The 24277-nt window shown below is 47.0% G+C and carries 21 protein-coding genes; 12 read left to right on the forward strand and 9 right to left on the reverse strand.

Annotated features, from left to right (window positions below; genetic code table 11):
- The first annotated feature begins 281 nt into the window (after positions 1-281).
- The 10 genes from B160_RS0103240 (at position 282) to B160_RS0103290 (ending at position 15121) form a co-directional block, all read left to right on the forward strand.
- On the forward strand, positions 282-1304 hold the full coding sequence (locus tag B160_RS0103240) for a LacI family DNA-binding transcriptional regulator (RefSeq protein ID WP_018626431.1): 1023 nt from the start codon (positions 282-284) through the stop codon (positions 1302-1304).
- Between the two features lie 297 nt (positions 1305-1601).
- Positions 1602-2513, forward strand: coding sequence for a ribokinase (gene rbsK, locus B160_RS0103245; RefSeq protein ID WP_040679471.1), 912 nt, complete (start codon positions 1602-1604; stop codon positions 2511-2513).
- Positions 2514-2556: 43 nt separating this feature from the next.
- Positions 2557-3555, forward strand: coding sequence for a GRP family sugar transporter (locus B160_RS0103250; RefSeq protein ID WP_018626433.1), 999 nt, complete (start codon positions 2557-2559; stop codon positions 3553-3555).
- 113 nt (positions 3556-3668) lie between these two features.
- Entirely contained in the window at positions 3669-4718 is a 1050-nt protein-coding gene (locus tag B160_RS0103255; RefSeq protein WP_026309491.1) for a sialidase family protein, read from the forward strand.
- A gap of 12 nt (positions 4719-4730) precedes the next feature.
- Positions 4731-5693, forward strand: a complete 963-nt coding sequence (locus B160_RS0103260) for a nucleoside hydrolase (protein WP_018626435.1) — start codon at positions 4731-4733, stop codon at positions 5691-5693.
- A gap of 125 nt (positions 5694-5818) precedes the next feature.
- Positions 5819-8908, forward strand: a complete 3090-nt coding sequence (locus tag B160_RS0103265; protein WP_018626436.1) for a SusC/RagA family TonB-linked outer membrane protein — start codon at positions 5819-5821, stop codon at positions 8906-8908.
- A 20-nt stretch (positions 8909-8928) separates the two neighbouring features.
- Complete coding sequence (locus B160_RS0103270; RefSeq protein WP_018626437.1) at positions 8929-10569, forward strand: RagB/SusD family nutrient uptake outer membrane protein; 1641 nt, start codon at positions 8929-8931, stop codon at positions 10567-10569.
- 17 nt (positions 10570-10586) lie between these two features.
- Complete coding sequence (locus tag B160_RS0103275) at positions 10587-11216, forward strand: hypothetical protein (protein ID WP_018626438.1); 630 nt, start codon at positions 10587-10589, stop codon at positions 11214-11216.
- A 13-nt stretch (positions 11217-11229) separates the two neighbouring features.
- Entirely contained in the window at positions 11230-13584 is a 2355-nt protein-coding gene (locus B160_RS0103280; RefSeq protein ID WP_018626439.1) for a hypothetical protein, read from the forward strand.
- A gap of 529 nt (positions 13585-14113) precedes the next feature.
- Positions 14114-15121 (forward strand): vWA domain-containing protein, encoded by a 1008-nt coding sequence (locus B160_RS0103290; protein WP_157557864.1) that lies wholly within the window; start codon positions 14114-14116, stop codon positions 15119-15121.
- Positions 15122-15150: 29 nt separating this feature from the next.
- On the opposite strand, the gene plsX is transcribed toward B160_RS0103290, so the two are convergent.
- The 8 genes from plsX to B160_RS0103330 form a co-directional block, all read right to left on the reverse strand.
- Positions 15151-16104 carry a phosphate acyltransferase PlsX gene (plsX, locus tag B160_RS0103295; protein ID WP_018626442.1) on the reverse strand — a complete coding sequence of 318 codons (954 nt, stop codon included), beginning with the start codon at positions 16102-16104 and terminating at the stop codon, positions 15151-15153.
- A 98-nt stretch (positions 16105-16202) separates the two neighbouring features.
- Complete coding sequence (rpmF, locus tag B160_RS0103300; RefSeq protein WP_018626443.1) at positions 16203-16397, reverse strand: 50S ribosomal protein L32; 195 nt, start codon at positions 16395-16397, stop codon at positions 16203-16205.
- Between the two features lie 53 nt (positions 16398-16450).
- Positions 16451-17002 (reverse strand): YceD family protein, encoded by a 552-nt coding sequence (locus B160_RS0103305; RefSeq protein WP_018626444.1) that lies wholly within the window; start codon positions 17000-17002, stop codon positions 16451-16453.
- 110 nt (positions 17003-17112) lie between these two features.
- Entirely contained in the window at positions 17113-18531 is a 1419-nt protein-coding gene (locus B160_RS0103310) for a Glu/Leu/Phe/Val family dehydrogenase (RefSeq protein ID WP_018626445.1), read from the reverse strand.
- Between the two features lie 59 nt (positions 18532-18590).
- Positions 18591-18806, reverse strand: a complete 216-nt coding sequence (locus tag B160_RS0103315) for a CcmD family protein (protein ID WP_018626446.1) — start codon at positions 18804-18806, stop codon at positions 18591-18593.
- Positions 18803-19498 carry a cytochrome c biogenesis protein CcsA gene (gene ccsA, locus B160_RS0103320; protein WP_018626447.1) on the reverse strand — a complete coding sequence of 232 codons (696 nt, stop codon included), beginning with the start codon at positions 19496-19498 and terminating at the stop codon, positions 18803-18805. The genes B160_RS0103315 and ccsA overlap by 4 nt, the downstream gene beginning before the upstream one ends.
- Before the next feature lie 220 nt (positions 19499-19718).
- Positions 19719-20369 (reverse strand): heme exporter protein CcmB, encoded by a 651-nt coding sequence (locus tag B160_RS0103325; RefSeq protein WP_018626448.1) that lies wholly within the window; start codon positions 20367-20369, stop codon positions 19719-19721.
- A gap of 19 nt (positions 20370-20388) precedes the next feature.
- The gene (locus tag B160_RS0103330; RefSeq protein WP_018626449.1) at positions 20389-20958 is read right to left on the reverse strand and encodes a thymidine kinase; all 570 of its coding nucleotides are present in this window, start codon (positions 20956-20958) and stop codon (positions 20389-20391) included.
- Positions 20959-21051: 93 nt separating this feature from the next.
- Here B160_RS0103330 and B160_RS0103335 point away from each other — a divergent pair, with 93 nt between their 5' ends.
- A complete protein-coding gene (locus B160_RS0103335; protein ID WP_018626450.1) occupies positions 21052-21792 on the forward strand; it encodes a hypothetical protein in 741 nt (246 codons plus the stop codon).
- Here the strand turns inward: B160_RS0103335 and B160_RS0103340 are convergent.
- On the reverse strand, positions 21768-23018 hold the full coding sequence (locus tag B160_RS0103340; RefSeq protein WP_018626451.1) for a 3-deoxy-D-manno-octulosonic acid transferase: 1251 nt from the start codon (positions 23016-23018) through the stop codon (positions 21768-21770). The genes B160_RS0103335 and B160_RS0103340 overlap by 25 nt on opposite strands.
- 114 nt (positions 23019-23132) lie before the next feature.
- Here B160_RS0103340 and B160_RS0103345 point away from each other — a divergent pair, with 114 nt between their 5' ends.
- Entirely contained in the window at positions 23133-24257 is a 1125-nt protein-coding gene (locus B160_RS0103345; RefSeq protein WP_040679287.1) for a DegT/DnrJ/EryC1/StrS family aminotransferase, read from the forward strand.
- Positions 24258-24277: the final 20 nt, after the last annotated feature.

Raw genomic sequence — 24277 nt, forward strand, 5'->3', positions numbered from 1 at the left:
CGATAACTGATTGCCAATAGATGCTGAAACAACCATCCGATGATCCGATGGCGCGTTTAGAACGGCAATCCACTATAAACAGGTTTTTAGGCTCTCCAAAGCGTGTAGACAACCCGTTGGGGGAGATCGGCACGATGCATTCCCCGCATAAGGATTCGTGTGTATGAATACTGTGCATATGCGTTGCTTTTCTCTTAAGTTGGCAGTTATAGTACAGATGCAAAGCACGGTGCTGGTCAAAAAACCATTATTGCCTTACTTTTGCACAAACGTTATCACAGTTGAAAAATGTTACCATTAAAACTATTTCGGAGGTTACAGGGCGCTCTCTGACAACCGTTTCGCGCGTACTAAATGGTTCCGCAAAAAAGTACAGGATAAAAGAAGAAACGCAAAAGCTTGTGCTGGATGCGGCTCATAAGCTGAACTACGCACCGAACCAGGCGGCGGTAAGTTTACGGCTTAACCGGAGTCTTTCCATCGGATTGGTCATACCTACGCTTTCCAATCCTTATTTTGCCGATGTGGCAAGCCTGGTAAGTCATTCGTTAAGAACAAAAGGATATTCCGTTTTGCTGATGGATTGCGATGAAAAGGAAGCTGCGGAAATTGAGGCGGTCAGATTGCTGGCGGCTCAAAATGTAGGAGGGGTAATCATTATTCCTTCGGGTTCCCAGAGCGCGCATATTGAGGTCTTGCTGAAAAGAGGCATTCCCGTGGTCTGTATCGACCGGTACCATGAGAACATACCGGTGTCCTACGTGGCAACCAACCATTATGAGGGCGCGTATGCCATGACGCAATACCTGATCAGTTGCGGTCATAAGCGCATCGCCTGTCTTCAGGGCAGTCATGCCGTAATATCCAATAACCTCCGGGTAAAAGGATACCGGGATGCGATGGGCGCCGGTAACCTGCCTGTTTATAGCGTTGCAGGGAATAGCTTTACACGGGAAAGCGGGTATATAGAAACAAAGCTGTTATTACAAAAAAAAGAAAAGCCTACTGCTGTTTTTGCCTTGAGCGACACCATCCTCCTGGGTGCTTTAAAGGCAATAAAAGAAGAAAATATAAAAGTGCCTGCCGATATATCCGTGGTTACTTTTGACAATTCTTCTTACCTGGATTTTTTGGCCTGCCCGGTTACCAGTATCGAGCAGCCGGTGGGGGATATTGCCAACATGTCTATTAAGTTATTGCAGGACAGGATAAAATCCCATAACCGGGAAGCAGCGGAGCAACAGATGAAGGTGCTCATTAATCCCAGGATCGTTTTCAGGCAATCGGTAAAAATGCACAAATAGTTGTTACACCCGATCCTGTCAAACAGGAATATTGCTTAAGGCAATTTACAACGTCTGCAGGCATGCGCAATGCAGGTATTGAAGTAAGGCGGCGGATTGCCGCCGTTTTCCGGTTGTATAAAATTTTCAACTCTCTATACAATATTACCATTATTTAATTCACACGAAGTTGATAAACAATTAGTTGTGGGATATTCCCATATTCCGGGACTGAACAGGCCTTTTTTGGGTTGGATTTTTTTTCTATTTTGCGCTAACGTTATCGCTAATGGATCGATAAAAAACCACAGCTTGAATATGAATAAAAGGGTCGTCATCATTGGTAGTTCAAATACGGATATGGTTGTCAGAACACCTCATTTCCCTGCCGGGGGAGAAACGCTGATGGGGACAGATTTCCTGATGAACGCCGGTGGAAAGGGAGCAAACCAGGCAGTAGCAGTAGCAAGATTGGGGGGAGAGGCTACTTTCATCTGCCGTACCGGTGATGATCTGTTTGGTAAGAATGCGGTTGAGCTATTTGCTACGGAAGGTATCAACACCGCCTATATTACCGAGGATGCGGGAACTCCTTCCGGTATCGCCATCATTACGGTGAACAATGCGGGAGAAAATACCATCGTTGTCGCTCCGGGCGCTAACGCGCAGTTGAGCGTGCCCCAGGTCGAAGCCGCGCATGAGGCCATCGCATCGGCTGGGTTTGTATTGATGCAGCTGGAGATTCCGATGCATACGGTTCTGTATGCGGCAAGGATGGCATTCGGGAATCGGGTGCCTATCGTATTAAATCCGGCACCCGCAGTGTCCCTGCCGGACGAACTCTACCAAATGATTTCCATTATTACACCCAATGAAAAGGAAGCCTCCCTGCTGAGCGGCATAACAATAGTTGACCAGGCAAGCGCGCGAAAAGCAGCAGCGGTTCTGGCCGGCAAAGGTGTTGGCACCGTGGTCATCACGATGGGAAGTGAAGGCGCCCTGCTATACGATGGCGGCGCATTTACCCATATCGGCGCTCCGGCCGTTGTAGCAGTGGATACGACCGCAGCGGGAGATGTTTTTAATGGGGCGCTCGTGGTGGCACTAAGTGAAAGAAAGGAACTTGCGGAGGCCGTATTGTTTGCCTGTCAGGCTGCTGCCCTGTCTGTTACAAGGTACGGCGCCCAGAGCTCGGTGCCTTACAGAAGCGAGCTGTCGCCTGTCGCCTGATGTCATTGAATTGTTTTTGCCATATATAAAAAATGAACCTGCTATGTTTATTGTACACAATTACACGCTTGCCGTAATTTTTTGTTTTATTACCATGCTGTGCTGGGGCTCCTGGGGCAATACTCAGAAACTTGCGGCACGGACCTGGAGGTATGAACTGTTTTACTGGGATTATGTGGTTGGGGTATTACTGTTTTCTCTAATTGCTGCTTTTACGTTGGGCAGTATCGGAAATGAGGGCAGAAGCTTTTTGGCGGACTTGATGCAAGCCAGTGGCAGTAATATGCTGAGTGCCTTTGTGGGGGGGATCATATTTAACGCTTCCAATATCCTGCTGTCGGCGGCGATTGCTATTGCGGGTATGTCGGTAGCCTTTCCGCTTGGGGTAGGTATAGCCCTGGTATTGGGAGTTGTGGTTAATTATATAGGTGCACAAAAAGGAGACCCGATGCTTTTATTTCTGGGGGTGACTTTGATCGTTGTTGCCATTATACTGAATGCGCTTGCCTACAGATCCAAAGGCGAAACACAAAAGAGCTCTTTCAAAGGGATCCTGATCTCAGTCATTGCCGGGGTACTGATGGCCTTCTTTTACCGGTTCATTGCGGGATCCATGGACCTGGATAATTTTTCGTCGCCTGCAACCGGAAAAATGACGCCGTATACTGCTGTTTTTATTTTTTCGACCGGGATATTTGCCAGCAATTTTATTTTTAATACGCTGCTGATGAAGCGCCCTTTCGTTGGTGCTCCTGTTTCCTATAAAGATTATTTCTCCGGAAATTTTTCAACCCATCTTACGGGCGTCCTTGGGGGCCTGATATGGGGGTTGGGCAATTCGCTCAACCTGATTGCTGCAGGTAAGGCGGGTGCCGCAATATCCTACGGTCTTGGACAGGGTGCTACGATGGTGGCCGCTTTCTGGGGTGTATTTATCTGGAAAGAGTTCAGAGATGCCAGGAAAAATGTAAATGGAAAACTGGCTCTGATGTTCCTGCTGTTTATCGCAGGCATCGTCCTGATCATTGCAGCCGGGAAATAGGATCGCGCTTCGGATCGACGCGCCTTACAGCGGGTCTGTAAAATGACTGCCCGGGTAGCGCTGACTGATTTTTTTGATAACGATGAACAACTTGTTCTTAAAATGAAAGGTTTATGAGATTTATTACGACAATGATCGCTGGATTATTACTGCTGGCATCTTTAGCATCTGCCCAGCAAAATGCGGTGCTGAAGAATGAGTATCTGTTTGACAAAGCACCTTTTGCTGAATGCCATGCCTCCACAATAGCGCAAACGCCCGGGGGGGTGGTTGTGGCCTATTTTGGTGGAACCAAAGAGCAAAACCCGGATGTGGAAATATGGGTGCAGCGGCGGGTGGCCGGTCGCTGGAGCGCGCCGGTTTCGGTGGCCAACGGTATTCAACATTCAAAAAAGAGATACCCTTGCTGGAATCCCGTTTTATTTCAGGTGCCCGGTGGCGAATTAATGCTTTTTTATAAAGTGGGACCAAGCCCTCAAACCTGGTGGGGAGAGCTGATCCGGTCAAAGGACAATGGTAGAACCTGGTCGGAACCCAGACGGCTTCCGGAGGATATCCTGGGCCCGGTAAAGAACAAACCGGTGCTATTGCCGGATGGCACGCTGTTGTGTCCGTCGAGCACAGAAGTGAAATCTGATCAGGGTTGGAAACTGCATTTTGAAATGACGAAGGACTGGGGCAAAACCTGGACCATCACAGAAAAGATCGATACGGCGTCGGCTGTTGATGCGATCCAGCCAAGTGTACTGTTCCACAAGGGCAACAGACTGCAACTACTTGCCAGAAGTAAAGATGATGGTGTGGTCACCAGCTGGTCGGATGATAACGGTGTTACATGGTCCAAAATGGAAAAGAACATCCTGCCAAATCCAAACTCCGGTACGGACGCCGTTACCCTCGGGGATGGCACGCAGTTGCTTGTATATAACCCCACGGGAAAAACAGCGAACCGGTGGGGCGGTATGCGCTCCCCGTTAAACCTGGCGATGAGCAGAGACGGCCTGCATTGGGAAAGTGTAGCAACGCTGGAAAGCGGAAAGGGTGAGTTCTCTTATCCCGCGATCATCCAGGGTGCAGACGGCCGGGTCTATATCACCTATACCTGGAACAGGAAGAATATAAAATTTGTAATCATTGATCCTTCCAAATTGAAAGGGAAATAAAAAAGAATAAATATGAAACAGCTTTACTTGTGTTTACTGGCAATCTCCTTTGGCCTTTTTGTTCAAAGTCGGGGACAGGTGCCGCTTAAAGTGATTTTTGATACGGATATGGGACCCGATTATGATGATGTGGGTGCTATGGCCGTATTGCATAGTTTCGCTGATCAGGGAAAAATCGATATCAAAGCGGTCATGTCATCCAATGCTTTTGATCTTACCGGTCCTACCATCCAGATCCTCAACGAATATTTTCATCGCCCGGGTATTCCCGTGGGTGTGCCCAAAGGCAAGGCGCTTAATTATAAATCTCCCTTTTGCTGGAATGAATACCTGGTTGCCCGGTATCCGGTCAAAAGAAAAAATTATGAGGACGCAGTTGCTTTATACAGAAAAGTATTATCTGAGGCGGCCGATAAAAGTATTACCATAATAACGGTGGGATTTTTAACGAACCTTTCGGATTTGCTGGATAGCAAGGCGGACTCCTCTTCAAACCTCACGGGGCGCGAATTAGTGGCCAGGAAGGTCCGGAATTTATATTGTATGGGAGGCCGTTTTCCCCAGGGAAAGGAATATAACATACGAAGGGATCCCCTTGCTTCTAAAAATGTAGTTGATAACTGGCCTGCTTCGATCTATTTCCTGGGCTTTGAAGTGGGGATAAAAATATTGACGGGAAAAGAGTTCCTTACGGATTATTCGATAAAGAACAGCCCCATAAAGGATGTGAATATCATTGTTCTTCCGCAGCGTGATGAAGATGCAAACGGCAGAATGAGCTGGGATCAGGCTACCGTGCTGGCTGCTGTTGATAACGAAAGAAAATATTTCAATGTTGTGAGGGGCGATTTTTTATTAAATGCCGATGGGGCTAATTCCTGGAAGGATAATGCTGAGGGGAATCATTATTATTTCACTCCGAAGGCTTCCATAGAAGCGATCACCAAAGCGATAAAACTACTGATGTACCGGTAGTAGCATAACGACGGCGGAAACGCCGGGAGATCGGAGAAGATCGCAATCGCGATGGCGTTTGCGCAACGGGAACCTTTGCTATTGTGTCAACCAGGCTTTTTTACATTTCTTAATCAGATATAAAAATGAAAATTTATTTTTCTAAACGGTTCTGCCTGCTGGGAGCCCTGCTGTTGTCAGGTACCCTTTACGGATATGCTCAATCCGTTTCAATTAGAGGAACGGTGATCAACAGCTCCGGGGAACCGCTAAAAATGGCAACAGTTGCCAATGTGAATTCAAAATCTAAAACGGTTACAAACGATAAAGGGGCATACACCATAAAAGGCGCCGAAAACGATGAAGTAGCGATCTCGTTTGTGGGATACCTGACCAGGGTATTCAGGATCACCCGGAAAGACCCGGTGGTCGATATCATATTATACCCGGCAGGCGATTCGCTCAATGAAGTGGTTGTGGTGGGGTATGGCGTTCAGAAAAAGGCGAATTTAACCGGTGCTGTTGCAGAAATAAAGGGCGCGCAGATCGCCAATAAAGTAGCTGTTAACCCCCTGGAAGCCTTGCAGGGAGAATTGCCTGGCGTTGTAATTACTCAAACGAACGGACAGCCGGGAGATGAAGGACTGGACGTAACCATCCGCGGGGCTTCTTCTGTAAACGCCTTTGCGCCCCTGGTATTGATCGATGGTGTAGAAGGCGACCTGCAAGGTATTAATCCGCAGGATATCGAATCTATTTCTGTTTTGAAAGATGCATCATCTGCTGCGATATTTGGTTCAAGGGCCGCCGGGGGGGTCATATTGGTGAAAACGAAAACGGGCACAACGGCCGGCAAGGCGAAAGTATCCTATTCCGGCCAAACAACCACGACCTGGCAGGGCCGCCTTCCGGACCGGTTGAACTCCTGGGATGAGGTAAGCCTTTCGCAATATGCCAATTCGAGGGTTATGAACCCGCAGACCCTGAATTGGCTGAAGAACCCCAATTTGAACGCCATTTTACAAAATGAAACAGGGATAGACTTTGCCGATAACACCAACTGGCTGAGAGTGGCTACCAAAGACTACAGCAGCATCAACAGGCATTCCATTAACGTACGGGGAGGAACAAAGCCCCTGAATTACATGCTGTCCGGAGGCTATTTTAACGACCAGGGATTCATGAAATACGGGCCGGATAATAATGAGATATACAATGTACGATTCAATCTGAATGCCCAGGTGAGTAAAAACCTTGCTGTATTTTTGGGGCTGAGTGATAATTATATCGAAAGGCAGGAAAATGCTTTTGGAAATAAATCGTTGTATGAATGGATGCTAAGGGTCAGGACAACCGGGCCCATATACTACCCTAAAGACGAAGATCCGGTTCCCAACCCGAGTGAATACGCCGGTTCAACAGGCCAGAATATTATTGATGTACAGAAAAACGGAGGTGTCCAGAAACAACAGCTCAATGACCTCACAGGGCAGCTACGCGTTCGGTTGTCAAATTTTGATTTTTTAAAGGGATTCTCGATAGATGTCACCGGGTCAAGGCGGTATCTGACAAGCAGTTTGAACAAATATTACCACCGGCTGGAATGGTACGTAAGGGGTGGTAAAAAGGCCCCGCGTGTTCTGGGACAAACGGATTATTTATATAAGCAGCGGAACGTGGCCATTACCGATAAATTTAATGCGGTTGCCAATTATGAGAAAACGGTTTCCCGCAATCATAATATTTCCGGACTGGCCGGGATTGAATACCTGAATTATCAGTTCGACAGGGTCTATACCCAAAAGAACTACGTACCGGAAAACCGGCAGTCATTAAATTTTGGAGAAGCGAGTTCCGCAAGTAACGGGGATCTGATAGAAACGGAAAAGCTCTTTTCAATCTTTGGGCGATTGAACTATAATTTTAAAGGGAGGTATTTGCTTGAAGGAAATATCCGCAAAGACGGCAGCTCGCGCCTGTCGCCCCAGAATCGATGGAAGACTTATGCTTCGGCATCCGCAGGCTGGGTGATCAGTAAGGAGGGTTTTTTCAGGGATCTGCTTCCCGTTGTCAATAATTTCAAGATCAGAGGATCCGTAGGACAACTGGGCAACTCGGTACTGCTTGGTTACTACGATTATCTGCCACTGATTTACAGGGGGCAGACCTATTTCAACGGAACAGCGCAGGATGCGTATTATATAAGAACCCTGCCTTCGGCGGATCTGACCTGGGAGGATATTGAAAATCGAAACCTGGGTATTGATCTGAGCATGTTTGGTAATAAGCTTTCTTTTGTTGGAGATATATACCGCAAGAAGAATGTTAATATGCTGGCGGCAGATGTAAATGTGCCATCAATGATAGGGGTAGGGGTTTCATCCAGGAATTCGGGAGTGCTGACAACGAATGGATGGGAATTTATGATAGCGTATCATAACAAAGTGCAGGCATTTAAATATAATGTTTCGTTCAATTTATCTGATAGTCGGAATATGCTTACGAAATATAGCGATGCCAATGTCATTTCCGAGGGAAATACAGCGCTGCTCGAAGGCTATCCTATCAATACGATCTGGGGATACAGAACCGACGGGCTTTTTCAGGTGGACCCGACAAACGCGGATAAAACATTTCAGATCGGTAAATCTGCTATAACGATCGGCGATCTGAAATATGTGAACCTGGATAAGGACCCGAATATCAATGGGGGGGATTACACAAAAGAGAACCACGGTGATCTGATCTATTATGGTACATCAGACCCGCGATATACGTTTGGCTTCAACCTTGGAGGGGAGTACAGGAATTTCAGCTTTAATATCTTTTTACAGGGCGTTGGCAAAAGGGAATTTATGGTGGGTGCTGAAACGTTGAACCCTACAAGCGGCACCCTGTACCAGCCGATGAGTTTTCATCTTGACTATTGGACCCCGGAAAATACAGACGCGTTTTTCCCAAGACCCCATTATACTTCGGGGGGATATAATTACAGACCGGCGGATCGCTGGATACAGGACGCAAAATATTTAAGGATTAAAGAAGTGCGTCTGCAATACAAACTGTTCAAATTGAAGCAATACTTCGACGTTTTTGAGATATACTGCTCCGGTAAAAACTTATATGAGTTTACGAACACCTGGAAGGTCTTCGATCCGGAATCCCCTTCCTTAACTACAACCACATGGTATCCCTATAACCGTTCGGTTACAATTGGTCTAAACTTAACCTTTTAATCAAAGAAACAATAGTTATCATGAAAATAAATTGGTTTAATATTTCGCTGATAGGGCTGTTGATCGGGAGCCTGCAGGCATGTGAAATAGATACCTTCCCTGAAACGAGTATCACAGAAGCGAATTTTTGGGTTTCGGAAAAAGATTTTCAGGGAGCTGCAAATCAGTTATACGCTTTGTTAAATGCCGAGCAGCTTGAGGATATGCGCGCGGATGACATCAACAACGGAAAAACCCCGGATGTTGTGAGCGCGGGTACCCGGGTGGCACCCGCTACGAGCAATGATTGGACAAGGCCCTATAATTCAATATTTGTTGCGAACAGGATCATAGAACATGCGCCGGCCATTTCGGGCGAGCTGACACCTGCCGAAGTAAAAATAATGCAATACGTATCAGAGGCCAGGTTTTTCAGATGCTATTACTATTTTAACCTGGTGAAGAAATTCGGAGATGTGCCTTTAATGACACGGTCTGCGGTCGATTCAAGAGACCCTGTTTTGTACACCCCAAGAACCTCCAGGGATTCGATTGTGCGGTTTATTTACCGGGACCTGGATTCGGCGATTCAATACCTGCCGCTTCCTTCCACGCAGGGAGTTGCTGAATATGGCAGAATTACCAAAACCGCTGCATGGGGCCTGAAAGCCAGGGCCGGTCTATACGAAGGAACGCGGGCAAAATACCATGGTTATAATGAAAATTATAAGGAACATTTGAAAATGTCCTACGAGGCCGCTTACGAAGTGATCCGGTCCGGGCAGCATGGCTTGTATAAAAATGGAGCCACCCCTTATCATGAGCAATTTTTATACGCAGGGGAGGGGCCTGCCAATAAAGAGAACATGCTTGTAAAAATATACGGGTATCCGGATAATATTTATATAACGAATAACTATCCTTATGATTACTATTACCGGTTTGGCCCCACCCGTAATTTTTTAAATTGCTACCTGAGATCGGATGGCACGCCGTTTATTGATAATGCTGGAACAGAACCCTCGTACAATACATACCTGGAAAACCGGGACCCGCGCCTGGCTCAAACGGTGATGAAGAATGGGGAAACGGGATATATCAACAGCGTTTTCAGGCCTTACCAGGAATCAAAAACGGCCTTCGGCTTTAAAAAATATGTACCGCTGAACAATATCCTGGATAATCCGAGCACCGTGGATATAACCTTAATGCGGTATGCGGAGGTCCTTGTGAGCTATGCAGAAGCAAAATATGAGTACAATGGCGCTATCTCCGATGAGGATCTGAATCTTTCGATCAATCAGCTGAGGGACCGGGTGCATTTTGTGCATCTTACCAACTCGTTCGTGGAGACTCATGGCCTGAACATGCTTGAAGAGATCAGAAGGGAGCGATCTGTGGAGCTGGCGTTTGAAGGATTCCGGTATGACGATATTATGAGGTGGAAGAAGGCGGAGGAGCTGCTGCCGGTGGAGCTACTTGGAGCCAGGTATAATGCGGATGATTGGTATTCGGGGGCTGATCCGGGTAATATAATCAGCAGGTTAAATGATGAGGGCGTCTTAATAATTGAAAGTAAAGACAACCGGTTCTTTAACCCGGACAGAGACTATTTATATCCGATTCCATATAACGACGTTGCAAACAGCAGGCAAACGTTAAAACAAAATCCTAATTGGTAATTAAAATTTTGTGTTTCATGAAAAAGATAATTTTTGCTATTGCAGTCTTGGTCGTGCTAACCCCGATGATATCATGTAAAAAAAAGTATATCAATTACCCGGATGGTTATGATCATATGTACTATGTATTTTTCGATTACAATTACGATAATCCGGCTAAGTATAATGCAAATCTCACCGTCAATATTAAAAGGAACTACGCCGAATTAACGCCTATTAAGGTGAAATTCATGTCGGAGTTTATTCGCGACTATGATGTGGCCGTCAAAATGTATGTGCAGCAATCGGATAGTTTTTATGTGGGCGTTAAAGCGACCACGATCAACCTGGCCCGGCCGAATGTGGATTATCAATTACTGGATTCAAATAATAGGGTGTTGGACCCCATTGAAGAGAACGGAACGGTCTGTTATCTGGCCAACTTTCCGCATGCTCAAAAAGGGGTGCAGACCTTTTATCTTAAAATGCTGAATAACACAGCCGACGATCTGAATAAGACCTTTTTCTTTTCCTTTACTCCAACTACGATCAACACGGGCGGGACCGAAGCAGAATTCATACAATCGGCAACCGTGAATAGGACCCCGGTTTATTCTGTATTGTCCTATTCCAGCTCCTATTTTCGCCGGTTTAATATTAATAAATAAAATGATGCATATTATGAAACCGATCCATAGAGCTGTATTCCTTTTTGCCTTTCTCTTTTCCTGCTACTCCATGAAGGCTGAAAGCGTTGCCACACTAAATTTGAACGGGTCGTATCTTGAAGTGGCTGGAAATGGTGCCATAGTGAAGAAAGCCGCCCTTATCCTGGATAAGGAAATATACGACCGGGCCGGCATTCATCTTCTGAACGCTCAAAAGGATGTGAACCAGATCCGGTTGGTAGTGGGTTTGGAGTCTGAAATAAAAAGGGCCTGCCCGGAAGCAGCCCCGTTATATCTGAATCTTCCCGGTGAGGATACCGACGGCTATAAAATAATGTATTCGGAGGTACAGAAATTGCTGATCATAAGCGGAAATGACGATCGGGGCGTGCTGTATGGCGTTGGCTATTTATTGAGGAAATCCGGAATTGCAAATAATGCCATCCTGTTTCATTATTCAGGGAATGTTTATTCCCATCCTGAGAAGGAATACAGGGGCATCGGACTTCGGGCAAATGTAAAATATGAATCCTTTGAAGACAGGCTCCGGTATTTTGATGACTATGTAAAAGATCTTGTTCTCTTTGGTCTGAATAGCGTGGATCTGACAATCGGATATAACCCGGAATATATAAAAACGGCAATGTCCTATGGTTTAAAAATAGGTATTGTAAGCTTTGATAATGGTAAAGACTTTGTCACGACTGAAGGTGTATATAATGAATTAAGAAAACGGGAGCAATTTTTTGAAGCCTGTCCCAGGATCGATAATTATACGATTAAATCCGGTGACCCCGGTAATCTTTCAGCTAAAGATTTTTTTGAGTTTACAAAAAAAGAGATCATCCTGTTAAAAAAATATCATCCGGAGGCAAAGGTTTGGATAGCTCCGCAGAAATTTAACGGTGGAACAAGATCGTATTTTGACGAATTTATTACGGAAATTCTGAAATACGATTGGATCGACGGCCTGGTTTATGGACCATGGGCCAGGTTTTCACTGGATGCGTACAGAAGCAAGCTGGGTGGATCAAAGTCCATCCGGCATTTTGTTGATATCGGACATATTTATAGTGCTCAGTATCCCATTAACTATTTGGATCTTCCATGGGCCATTTCGTATGGAAGGATCGTAATAAACCCGAGGCCGGTGGCGATGAAGAACATCCACGACCGGCTTTCAGCGGGCACCGTTGGATCCATTCAATATTCAGAAGGTTCGAATGATGATGTGAACAAATTTGTCTGGACCTCTTTAGAGTGGAACCCAGGTGCGGATATTGATGACGTATTGTTAGATTATAGCCGGTTTTTTATAGGACCTGGATATGCAGGTGATTTTTGCAGAGGACTGAAATACGAGGAAGCTTCGCTGGAAGGCCGGATCGATAGCAATCGCTCCGTTAATAAGGCATATGCTATTTTTGGCAAATTAGATGCGGATACAAAAAATGGATCTGATGTGTATCACCAAACGCGCTATAGAATGGGTTTGCTGAGAGCATTTTTTGATCAATACGTAAAACTCCGGTACCTGTATGAGACCCAGGTAGAGCGGGAGTTTGTCAATTATCTCAGGACCTCCGGCGGTGGGTTTAAAAAGGCGGTTGCGCTGGAAATATTGAACAGGGAGAACCCTTCATCTGAGTTCCGTTCCCTGAAGGAAAAGTGCCATAAACTTTATTCATTGGTTTATACGGGCGAGGAGGGGATGTGGACCGATGAAGGCCAGAAATGCATACTGAATGCTCAGATGGATCTGCCTTTGAATAACAGGGATTGGTATTTATACAAACTATCCGGATTTAATAATGAAGGGAAAGAAACTGCAAAAGAAGCGAAGATCCTGAAAGAGCTGAGAGCGGTGGCTTCTAAAGATCAGCGGGGTGCTTACTTTAATCTGGGCTCATTTGAAAACGGGCTGATCGAAGATGCCGGATCGGGTTACGGCGATGATCCTTATTACCTGATGCATCCTTATATCGGCTACGGCGTGCAGATGGATCGGTTCCGGATCACCCGCAAAGATTTTAATAACCGGCCCATCAGAAATGAATGGCTCACCCAGCTGGGCAGGTATTATGATGAGCCTTTACAGTTGGAGTTCCCGATAAAGCACCCGGAAGAGAAGTATAAGCTGAACATCACTTACGCCGGGGAAGCTACCCGCTATAAGGTAAAGGTCCGGTTGATTGCCAACGGCTCTTATGTGGTGCATGATTTTATGACCCTGTCGCCCGATAAGTATGCTTATCAGTTCAAGATCCCGCCCCGGTTGTATAAGGATGGGAAAATCACACTAACCTGGATCTGCGGGCCGGGCGAACGGGGTGTTAATGTGGCCGAAGTGTTTTTTGAGAAGGAATAACGCTGCCTCGGCAATTCCGGTCTTTTTATCTGTGGAAGAAGAGGGGTGGAGGATCGCCTGTATAATAAAGATGCCGGCAGGATGCGGGGTTTATGTCACTTTAACAAATGCCCGGATCTTTCGGAAGTTGTTTCAGATTTTTCAATATGTCGCTCCGATGGGGCTTAAAAATCGTATGACCGTTTTTTTAGCGGCACACGGCGCTATGGGCCAGCCCGGTTAGGGCGTTATGCCGGTAATATGGATCAACAAAGCAGCAGAAAGCCCCGTCGGGGCAGCCTGCTTGCCACCATCCGAAACGTTTAAACAACTCCAAAAACAGCATTATCCGGAAATGATTGAACCGACCTGTTTTTAAACAGTTCCCTGGAACGGATGGGTTTACAGGATCGTCAAGTTCAATACGAACGCAGCGAAAGCGGGTTCTGACCGGCCGTACCCGGTCTTCAGGAACCACCTGTAAAAATACTGGTTTTCCTGTATTTCCTGGTGTAGCAACGAGGGGTATTTTCGCATTAAAATGTAAACCATGCGAATGAATTACCCCGGCGGGTTCTTAAACCTGCGTCTTGCTGCGGCCCTTGTTGCGGTTATGCTGTTCTCCTGTAAAAAGGATGATACCATAAAGATCACCCCCCCGCTGAATGACAACTCACTGCCCTCCGCTGCGGTGTATAACGTAAAAATACTGGAAGGAAGCGATAAGAAGGTCCGCTTTTCCGTGGATCTTGCCCTGTTCAAGGATTCCAGGAATATGGAATATGGTTTTGACGCCCGGCATTTTTGGATCGATACCTTTCTGAATGCTTATGCCTTCAAAGCAATAAAGACTTCGCTGACTGGCGGAGGGGGAGCCTCCCGCTACGCTTCCATCATGCTGATGGACCAGAGCGGAAGCACCAACCAGACGGATCCTGATGACCTGCGGATCGATGCCGGCAAGATCTTTTGCTGGAATATGGGACAGGGCAACGATTCCTGGGTATGGTGGTTCTCTTCCGGCTATTATAAAATAGGCCCGGGCTTTACTTCCGATACGGCGCAGCTGGTGAAAGACGTGGAGCTGGTGCGCAACAAACCCAAGAATCAAACCCTGCTTTATGATTCGCAATATGAGTCCGTCAACAGCCTTTCCCAAAGTGCCACCAAACCTGTGAAGGCCTTGCTTACGTTCACAGACGGGCAAAACAATGCCGGAAGCAAAAGCAGTACAGCCGTGGTCAATGCCGCAAAAACAGCAAACGTACGTCTTTATAATATTGGATTGGGCGCGTCATCCGATGCGTACCTCTATGATCAGGCCGTTGCAACCGGTGGCGCGTTTATGTATGCAAAAGACGCAAAACAGCTGATCAGTATGTTTGGTAACCTGGGGAAATTGCTGGAGGGGTCGGCTAAATTCTATTCTGTGGAATGGGAGATGACGCCCGTGGGGAACGGTTCAGTTATTGGAAAAGGTGTCTACGATGTTGTATTGAAAGTAGTGACACCGTACAACTACACCATTGACGTTCCGGTTACGGTACGGTACCAGTAGAACGGGTCAGCGGAAACTTTCGAAGCGGTTTAATCTTGTTGAACCGCTTCTTTTAATTTTTGCAATACACCTGTCTGCAGCATTTTTTCTGCCACGTAGATCATATTGCAGAAGGCGGTGGCCTTTGAAATGCCATGACCGATGATGACCGGCTTTTCGATCCCTAATACAGGTGTGCCGCCATAGATCTCAAAATTGAACCGGTTTAAATAAGCATTTTCCAGTTGTTCATTCTGCGCGATATCATAGATGGACTCTGCCAGCTTTAAAATGATGTTGCCGGTAAAACCATCGCAGACCATCACATCCGCTTTTTCATTAAAGGTATCGCGGCCTTCAATGTTACCGATGAAATGAATGGCTTTGTTGGCTTTCAAAAGGGGATAGGCGCCCTGGGTCAGCAGGTTGCCTTTGCCTTCTTCTTCGCCTACATTTACAAGACCCACTTTAGGCTCCGGAATATCCAGGATGTGCCGGGCATAAACGGCGCCCAGGGTGGCAAACTGGTTCAGCTGCTCCGGTTTGCAATCGGCGTTCAGCCCCACATCGAGGATCAGGCCGGTACCGCCTCCCTGCTTGGGTATGATGGAGGAAATAACGGGGCGCAGGATCCCTTCAATGGTCTTCAGGTTAAACAGTGCACCCACCAGCATGGCACCCGTATTACCGGCGCTGATGAACGCGTCAGTCCGGTCTTTAGCCAGATAATGAAAGCCGGTGGCAATGGATGAATGCGTTTTTTCTTTTAACGCTTTTGTAGGGTGCTCGTGCATATCAATGACCTGGGTCGTGGGAACGATCTGTATGCGGCCGGCGGGTAGGTTTTCTTCGGTGATGATGGCATTCAGAAGGGCTTCATCTCCAAACAGGGTTAGCTGTACGTTGTTTTTGCCGTTATTTTCAGAAAGGTATTTTTTAATCCCTCGCAACGCTTCAAGAGGAGCAAAATCTCCCCCCATAGTATCAATTCCAATATTCATCATATACGGACTAAAATTAAAAATTCCAAATACATTACCAACCAAAGGTCGTCAATGAATTTGGAATGAACAAGTTAAGCAGCTCGGACTTAACGTTTTTTTTAAGCTTTTGAAGGCGCCTTTTCAGCAACAACTTTTCCTTTGTAGATCAGTTTTCCCTCATTTACATAAGCGCGATGGCGCACATGCGTTTCGCCGGTTGCGGCATCTGTTGTTAAAGTTGCCGAAGTGGCTTTATAGTGGGTTCTGCGTTTTGCGCTTCTTTGCTGGCTGTGCCGGCGTTTCGGATTTGGCATAACTAATGAAATTAAATAGTTCTAAATTATTTTTTTCTTCTTTTTACACAAACTTAATTGTCCAGGTCCCTGAATTTTTCCAGATCCTTCCAAAGAGGATTGTCCTCTTTTTTGGATTTGACTTCAGCATCCAGCTTATTCAGCATTTTCAACGCTTCGGAGTTGCACTGCGGCCCGTCCGCATTATCAAAACCACAGGTCTTGTGCATCGGGATGCTCAGATTTATGAATTCATAGATCCAGTCTTCCACATTCAGATGACTTTCCCCCCGGCTGATATAGTACACATCCGGATCATCTTCCTGGTCATTCATCAGTTCCGGCTCCTCCACCATTTTCACGGTAATGACGAACTCGTCCCACAGGTCCAGGGAAATGGTGTTGTTGCAGCGGTCGCAAACCACATCCAGTTTGCCACCCACTTCAAACTTCAGCATCATAAAACTGCTTTTTTTATCAAGCGACAGCTTTATGTGGGCTTTAGGATTTGTAAAGTCCTGCTGTTGAAATGCTTCAAAGAACCGGTCTGTTATTTCATAATTGAACTCATGAACTCCTGGTTTTAACCCCACAAAAGCAATATCATACACTCTTCTGTAAGCCATGGCTCAACTCCTCCCTTTATTTTGGGATGCAAAGGTACGTAATATATCTGAAACGGCCTAAAAAGACCTGTTCGGTTTCAAAAAACCTAATAGGTTTGACTATTGCCCGGCTACGGGAAAATGCCTAATTCTGCGTAAGTTGTAGCTACTTTATTGATAGCCACTACATAAGCTGCAGTCCGCATGTCCGGGATCCCCGGGTTGCTGCGCCATTCTTCCATAATTTCCCTGGTGGCGCCAATCATGGTTTCTTCCAGTCCGCTGTACACCAGGTCCACCTCGTCCGCTCCGTGCATAATCATTTTCCGGTTCTTTTCGGTAACTCTTTTTCCGGAAAGGCTTTCCAGCTCCTCCAGAATGGTGGTATTTACGTTCTCGGTGAACCGTTTTTCCAGGCGGCCGTACCGCACGTGGCTCAGGTTTTTCAGCCATTCAAAATAGGAGACGGTAACCCCGCCCGCATTCAGGTACATATCGGGCACTACCAGTACGTTCCTTTTCAGGAATACCTCATCGGCTTCGGGGGTCAGTGGGCCGTTGGCGGCCTCGCCGATGATCTTTGCATTGATCCGGGGCGCGTTGTTCTTGTCGATCACGTTTTCCAGGGCTGCCGGAATGAGGATGTCGCACGCAAGCTCCAGCGTTTCCAGCGAGTTCTTATGGTTCACAGCTCCGCCAAAATCGAGGATGGAGCCGGTCCGCCTCCGGTGCTGGAACACTTCCTCCACATCCAGCCCGTTCTCATTGCTGATGCCGCCTTCGTATTCGGCGATGCCTACAATGAGGGCGCCGGCCTCCTGAAAAAACTTGGCAGTGTGGTACCCTACATTACCCAGCCCCTGCACGATCACTTTTTTTCCGGCAACACCCGTGGCCAATCCCAGTTTTTGCATTTCCTCCGGCATATTGCATACTTCCCGGATGCCGAAGAACACGCCCAGGCCGGTAGCTTCCCTGCGTCCGCGTACACCGCCCTGGCTCACGGGCTTGCCTGTTACGCAGCCCGCGGCATCGATCTCCTGGGGATTCATGGCACTGTAGGTATCTACGATCCAGGCCATTTCCCGTTCACCCGTCCCATAGTCGGGCGCAGGCACATCCGTGGCCGGCCCGATGAAGTTTTTCTTGATCAGTTCGGATGTATAGCGCCGGGTTATTTTTTCCAGCTCATATGGTGTGTAATTTTTGGGATCGATCTTAATGCCGCCCTTGCCCCCGCCAAAGGGAACGTTTACAATAGCGCATTTATAGGTCATCAGCGCTGCCAGGGCCATTACCTCGTCCTGGGTTACCTGCATGGAGAAACGGATCCCTCCTTTGCAGGGCGTCTTATGATGCGAATGCTGTACACGGTAGGCTTCGATCACTTCAATGGCTCCATTCTCCCGTTTGATGGGGAAACGCATCCGGTACACCGAATTACAGGCGCTGATCTGTTCCAGCAATCCCTTGTCCCATTTGGTAAATCTGGCTGCTTTATGAAAGCTTTTTTCCACAGCCTCAAAAAAATTGTATTGGACTTCAGACATAGTTGATTATTTTCAAATTAGCAATTTACGCAACAGTTATCCGGGGGTGCTCTCCGGGATCAGTTCTGGTGCTCTTTCTCCAGTTTTTTCAGTTTCCGTTCTACCCGGAACAGATAGAGGAATATACCCAGCAGGATCACCAGCAATACGGCGATAACCACATAGATCCTTCCGTTGCTTCTCATAAGGGAATCGGCACCCGACTGCGCCATGGCCAGGCAGGGGGAGGATAGCAATAGTAAGAAAGCGAAGAAACGGTTGATAGCTTTTTTCATTTTTTTAAGAGCGATTTTTCTTTCAGTAAATTGATCCGGATCTTAAGCGTGGCGATCCAGACGCCCAGCAGAGCCCATCCGATAAACGCCGGAAATTCGACCATCCGCATTTGGGAGCTTACGTCATTGAAATTCAGGGCCGGGTTTCCTTCCTGGCCCGGGTGCAGACTGGGAAGCAGCCGGGGCACAATAAATATGGTAGGGAAGAGCATCGCAAAGGCAAAAATGTTATAGACCGCGCTTACCCTTGCTCTTTTGTCCAGGTCATTTATGGAATCTCTTAAGATGAGGTAGGCAAAATAGATCAGCAGGCCAACAGCGGTTCCGATCAGTTTAGGCTCCCGGGCAACAGCGCTGAACGACTGAAAGGCCGGGTTATTGGGGTCCGCCCAGGTGTAGCTGGCCCAGATGGCACCCGTAGCATAACCCAGCAACCCAAAGAAAATACCCACCGTAGCATAGTTTTTTGCAGCAATGTCATACTTCAGGTTCATCGTTCGCAGGTACCTGATGGAGTGCACCAGGGAACAGACAAAGAGCACCATCATCGCCGCCCACATACCCACATGGTAAAACAGGTTGCGACTGGTTTCTCCGAGAATAGGAAGATTGGGAACTTTAACAAGCAGTCCTGCTACAAGAGCGTACACCAACAGGATGACACAAAGGATTTTCCACCACGTTTTATACATATGCGAATCTTAACAGTACACCTTAGTAAAGTACTAAAACACAAAAGTAAGCGTAAAGTTGTTTCATAGACCAAATTTGCAAATTGCATAAAGAAAACAGAGTTCTTATAGAAATTCGGTAAGACTTGGAAGCCGTTCCCCGGTTTTGATCAACAAAAAATCAGAAATGCTGATCCCGGCCCTGGACGGAACGGTCCGGCTGCCGTTTTTGAGCAGGGGATCAGTCCCTCCATAGAAAAGGAAAGAGAATAACGGCGAGGATGGCCACCAGCAGATCCAGCGAAACAAGCAGGGCAATATCGTTCCACAAAATGGGAACGGCGGGGTTAAAGGCCGCGGTGGTGATCTTCATCAGTAACATCAGCTGCGGCACTACGATGGGAAATCCCAGTATGGCCATAATGGCTGCATTTTGCTGTGCCTTGGCTGCAATGGCGGCTAAAAAGGTAAAAACCATACTGAGGCTCCAGCCCCCCAGCAATACCAGGCCGGTGAAGGGCAGGACCTTCTGAACCGGGTTGCCCAGCAGCGCAAAAAAAAGCAGCAGGCTGATCAGGGACATCAGCAACATCAGCACCGAATTGAACAGCAGCTTGGCAAGCACAAAATGAACCGGAGCGGAGATGGTATAAAAATAAAGCATCCGTCCCCGGCTTTCCTGTAAAAAGCTTTTGGCCACCGCATTGATGCAGATAAATAACTGGATCACCCAGAAGAGCCCGTTCCATATATTGCCTTCCGGCTCATCAATCACCAGGAAGAGTACAAATACGGTTGCCGCTATGTATAGCAGAATGCCATAAAAACTGTACTGCTGCCTGATTTCCAGGAGCAGATCTTTTTTTATTAATGTTGCAATTGAGTGAAACAAGGCTTTAAATGTTAGGAGTTTAAACTTTATCAAAATAGCATTTACGGCAACGGGGTTCATAGGCATCTGTGGCGCCCAGCATGATCTGCTCTTCGTCCGGAATTTTACGGTAAGAATAGTTGGCGATGTTGCCGCATTTTACACAGATCGCATGGAGTTTGGTGATATAGTCTGCCTTTGCCAGCATAAAGGGCATCTGCCCGAACGGCTTCCCGGTAAAATCCATATCCAGCCCTGCAACAATAACGCGCACGCCCTGGTAGGCCAGCCGGTCGCAGACCTCCGGCAGCTCGGGATCAAAAAACTGGGCTTCATCAATGCCGATAACATCTGCCCCCTGTCCGAAGAGAAGGATCTTTTGTGAATTATCGATGGGAGTGGAACGGATGGCATTGGTATCATGAGATACGATGTCGTCTTCATCATAGCGGGTATCCAGTGCCGGCTTGAAAATTTCTACTTTCAGGTTCGCGAATTTTACACGTTTTAACCGCCGGATCAGCTCTTCGGTTTTGCCGCTAAACATGGAACCGCAGATCACTTCAATCCATCCGCGCCGGTCGCCTGTAAGATTCGGTTCAATAAACATGTTGTGTTTTTATTGTAATTACAACAATTTTTGGAGTGTTATTTGTATATTGCTATAGTTACATTCTGTCCATAATAGTTCAAAAGTAGGATAATGCAACGAATAGAAGCACTGATCGAAAAGTTAAGAACCCAGTTTGATAATAAGGCGGACCTGTCTCAATTACTGATCACCACTCAGATGATCCAGCGGGAGATCAATGGTGAAATGAAGGAGACGGCGGTCCTGGGCAGTAGCAGTGTGGCTGTTTTTGTACCCAATATGCCGGCGGTGAACAAGGGTGTGATGGTGAAAGATAAGCAGGGTAACGAAAAGGAATATTTTCAGCTGGACAGCATCAGCGAAGAAGAAACGGATGAGGAAGAGCTGCGGTTGCTGGAGTTGCAGCATGAGGCGGGGATGTACCTTCAGGGTAGTGAAATAGGATCCTTAAAAAAAGAAGATACCCGGGATAAGGAGCTGAAACATAGTTATTTCAATCCATTGGTTGAAGTTCCCACTCTCTTTCAGCAGGTGCGGAATGGAAAGCCGTCCGGAGGGGTGAAACAGCAAACTGCCATTGCGGAAGAGCCTGCTGAAAGCGTTTCATCAAAACTGATCAGCGATCTTACGAACGACATTACAGACCCCGATAAAGAACGGTTTGTGAAAAACCTGTTCAGAGGAGATGAGGTCATGTACAGCCGCAGCATCAAGACCATTAATAATTTTGATACCCTGGAGGAAGCGGAGTTCTGGGTAAAACGGGAGCTGAAGACAAAACTGGGATGGAACAATACCCGGGATGTGGAATACTTCGACCGGCTGCTTTACCGGAGATTTTCGCGGATATAATCGGATATGATCCGGGTGGCGCCGGTGTTTTCATGTACCAGCCTGCCCGCATTGGCACCTAACGCTGTACGTAACACGCTATCTTCTTTAAGTTTATTTATTGTTTCTATTAGCTGATCCTCAGTATTGTAGCTAATTCCACCTCTTTTTTTAATAAGTGCTTTGGCCTCAGAGAACTTCTGGTAGTTGGGGCCAAACAGGACCGGCCTGGCAAAAACGGCTGCTTCGAGGGTATTGTGGATCCCCGATTTATTGAATCCCCCGCCGATATAGGCTATATCTGCATAATGGTAAAGCCGTGATAACATCCCGATGTTGTCAATGATCAGTACCTGGCTTTTCAGCGAGGGCTGATCTTTTAACCGGGAAAAAAGGAGTGCGCCGGGAAACCGACTCTCTATTTCCTTGATGTGATCTTTATTAATTTCATGAGGGGCAATAATTAATGTTGTATTACTGCTGTTTAATTTCATGTATGCGGCCAGGTGCTTTTCATCGTCGGGCCAGGTACTTCCGGCCACCAGCAGGAAGGGCCGGTCACTGGTGAAGGTCTCTATAGCCGGTATGGACTCAAAACCGGAAGCGATCTGCTCCACCCGGTCAAAACGGGTATCCCCTGCAACTGTGATGCCGGTTGCCGGAATAACGGAAGCCAGGCGGTTTTTACTTTCATCATCCTGCACAAAAATATGGGTAAAACACCGGAGCATGTTCCGGTGAAAGCCCCCGTAAGGTTTAAAGAAAACGGAATGCTCCCGGAACAGCGCTGAGATCAGGAGTATGGGGCGGCCTGTAGCTTTCAATGCATGAAGCAAATGATACCAGTATTCGTACTTTACAAATATGGTCAGCACAGGTTTTACAAGATGTACAAAATCTGCAGCGTTGCGGCGGGTATCCAGCGGAAGGTAAAAAACCCAGTCGGCATAGGCGTAGTTTTTCCGGATCTCGTAGCCGGATGGGGAGAAAAAGGTGAGCAGGATCTTGTGGGAAGGATATTCCTTACGGAGGGTTTCGAGAATGGTACGCCCTTGCTCAAACTCTCCCAGGGATGCACAATGAACCCAGATCACCGGGGCCGTATTTGCTTCCAATGCGGCTTTCAGTCTTGCAAAAAGATCCTTTCTTCCCTGGATCCACAGCCGGGCCTTTTGATCAAACAAAGAGGCGATAAAAATACCGGCCCGGTAGCTGTACAGGAAAAGAGAGTAGAGTACTGTTGACACTTATTGTTTTTTGCAAATTTAATAGGGAAGGCCAAGTGTTGCAAACCAAATAGCAATACGCTTCAGGTTTGCAGCAAATTTAATTACATTTGCAACCCTATTAAAGTGATTTATATGAGACCTTTACATATGGTTGATACGCATTCGCAGTATCACAAGATAAAACAGCAGGTAGATAAGGCGGTACTGGATGTAATGGAAAGTACCGCGTTCATTAATGGCCCGGCGGTGCAGGAGTTTTCGGGCAACCTGGCCACTTACCTCGGTGCCAGCCATGTTATTCTCTGTGCAAACGGAACCGATGCATTGCAGATCGCGCTGATGGCCCTGGGACTGCAGCCGGGTGACGAGGTCATTACGCCGTCTTTTACTTATATTGCTACAACAGAAGTGATCGCTTTGCTGAAGCTGACCCCCGTTTTTGTAGAAGTAGATCCCAAAACCTTCTGTATCGATCCTGCCGCCATCGAAAAGGCCATTACCCCGCGTACAAAAGCGATCGTTCCGGTGCATCTCTACGGGCAGTCGGCTAACATGGAAGCCATTATGAAGATTGCCGGACAGCACAAGCTGTATGTAATAGAGGACAACGCGCAGGCGATCGGCTGTAATTTTCATTTTTCGGATGGCACTTCAAAGAAAACGGGAACGATCGGGCATATCGGCTGTACCTCTTTTTATCCCAGTAAGAACCTGGGCGCTTTTGGAGATGGAGGGGCGCTTTGCACCAATGACGATGCGCTTGCACATAAATTAAAGATGATCGCCAATCATGGCCAGCAAAAAAGATACTATCATGATGTGGTTGGCTGCAACAGCAGGCTGGACAGTATCCAGGCGGCTATCCTGAATGTAAAGCTGAACTACCTGGATGGCTATTGCGATGCGCGGAGGACCGTTGCCGCTTATTATGATGAAGCGTTTGCACAAACAGACCGGATCATCACCCCCTTCAGAGCCGCAAACTCGGATCACGTGTACCATCAGTACACCATTATCCTGGAGGGTGTGGACCGGGATGCATTTAAAACCCGGCTGGATGCAACGGGTGTTCCTTCGATGATCTATTATCCCGTGCCCGCACATAAGCAAAAAATGTTTGAACAGTTTGGCGTAGACGGGCTGGAGCTGCCACTTACAACGTATTTAACGGAAAGGGTAATTTCCCTGCCGGTCCATACGGAAATGGATGAAGAACAATTGAAGTTTATAACGGACACCGTGTTGTCCCTCATTTAAGATCAAAAGGCGGGCGATTG

Origin of the sequence: Niabella aurantiaca DSM 17617, assembly GCF_000374125.1 — a bacterium.
GTDB classification, from domain to species: Bacteria; Bacteroidota; Bacteroidia; order Chitinophagales; family Chitinophagaceae; genus Niabella; species Niabella aurantiaca.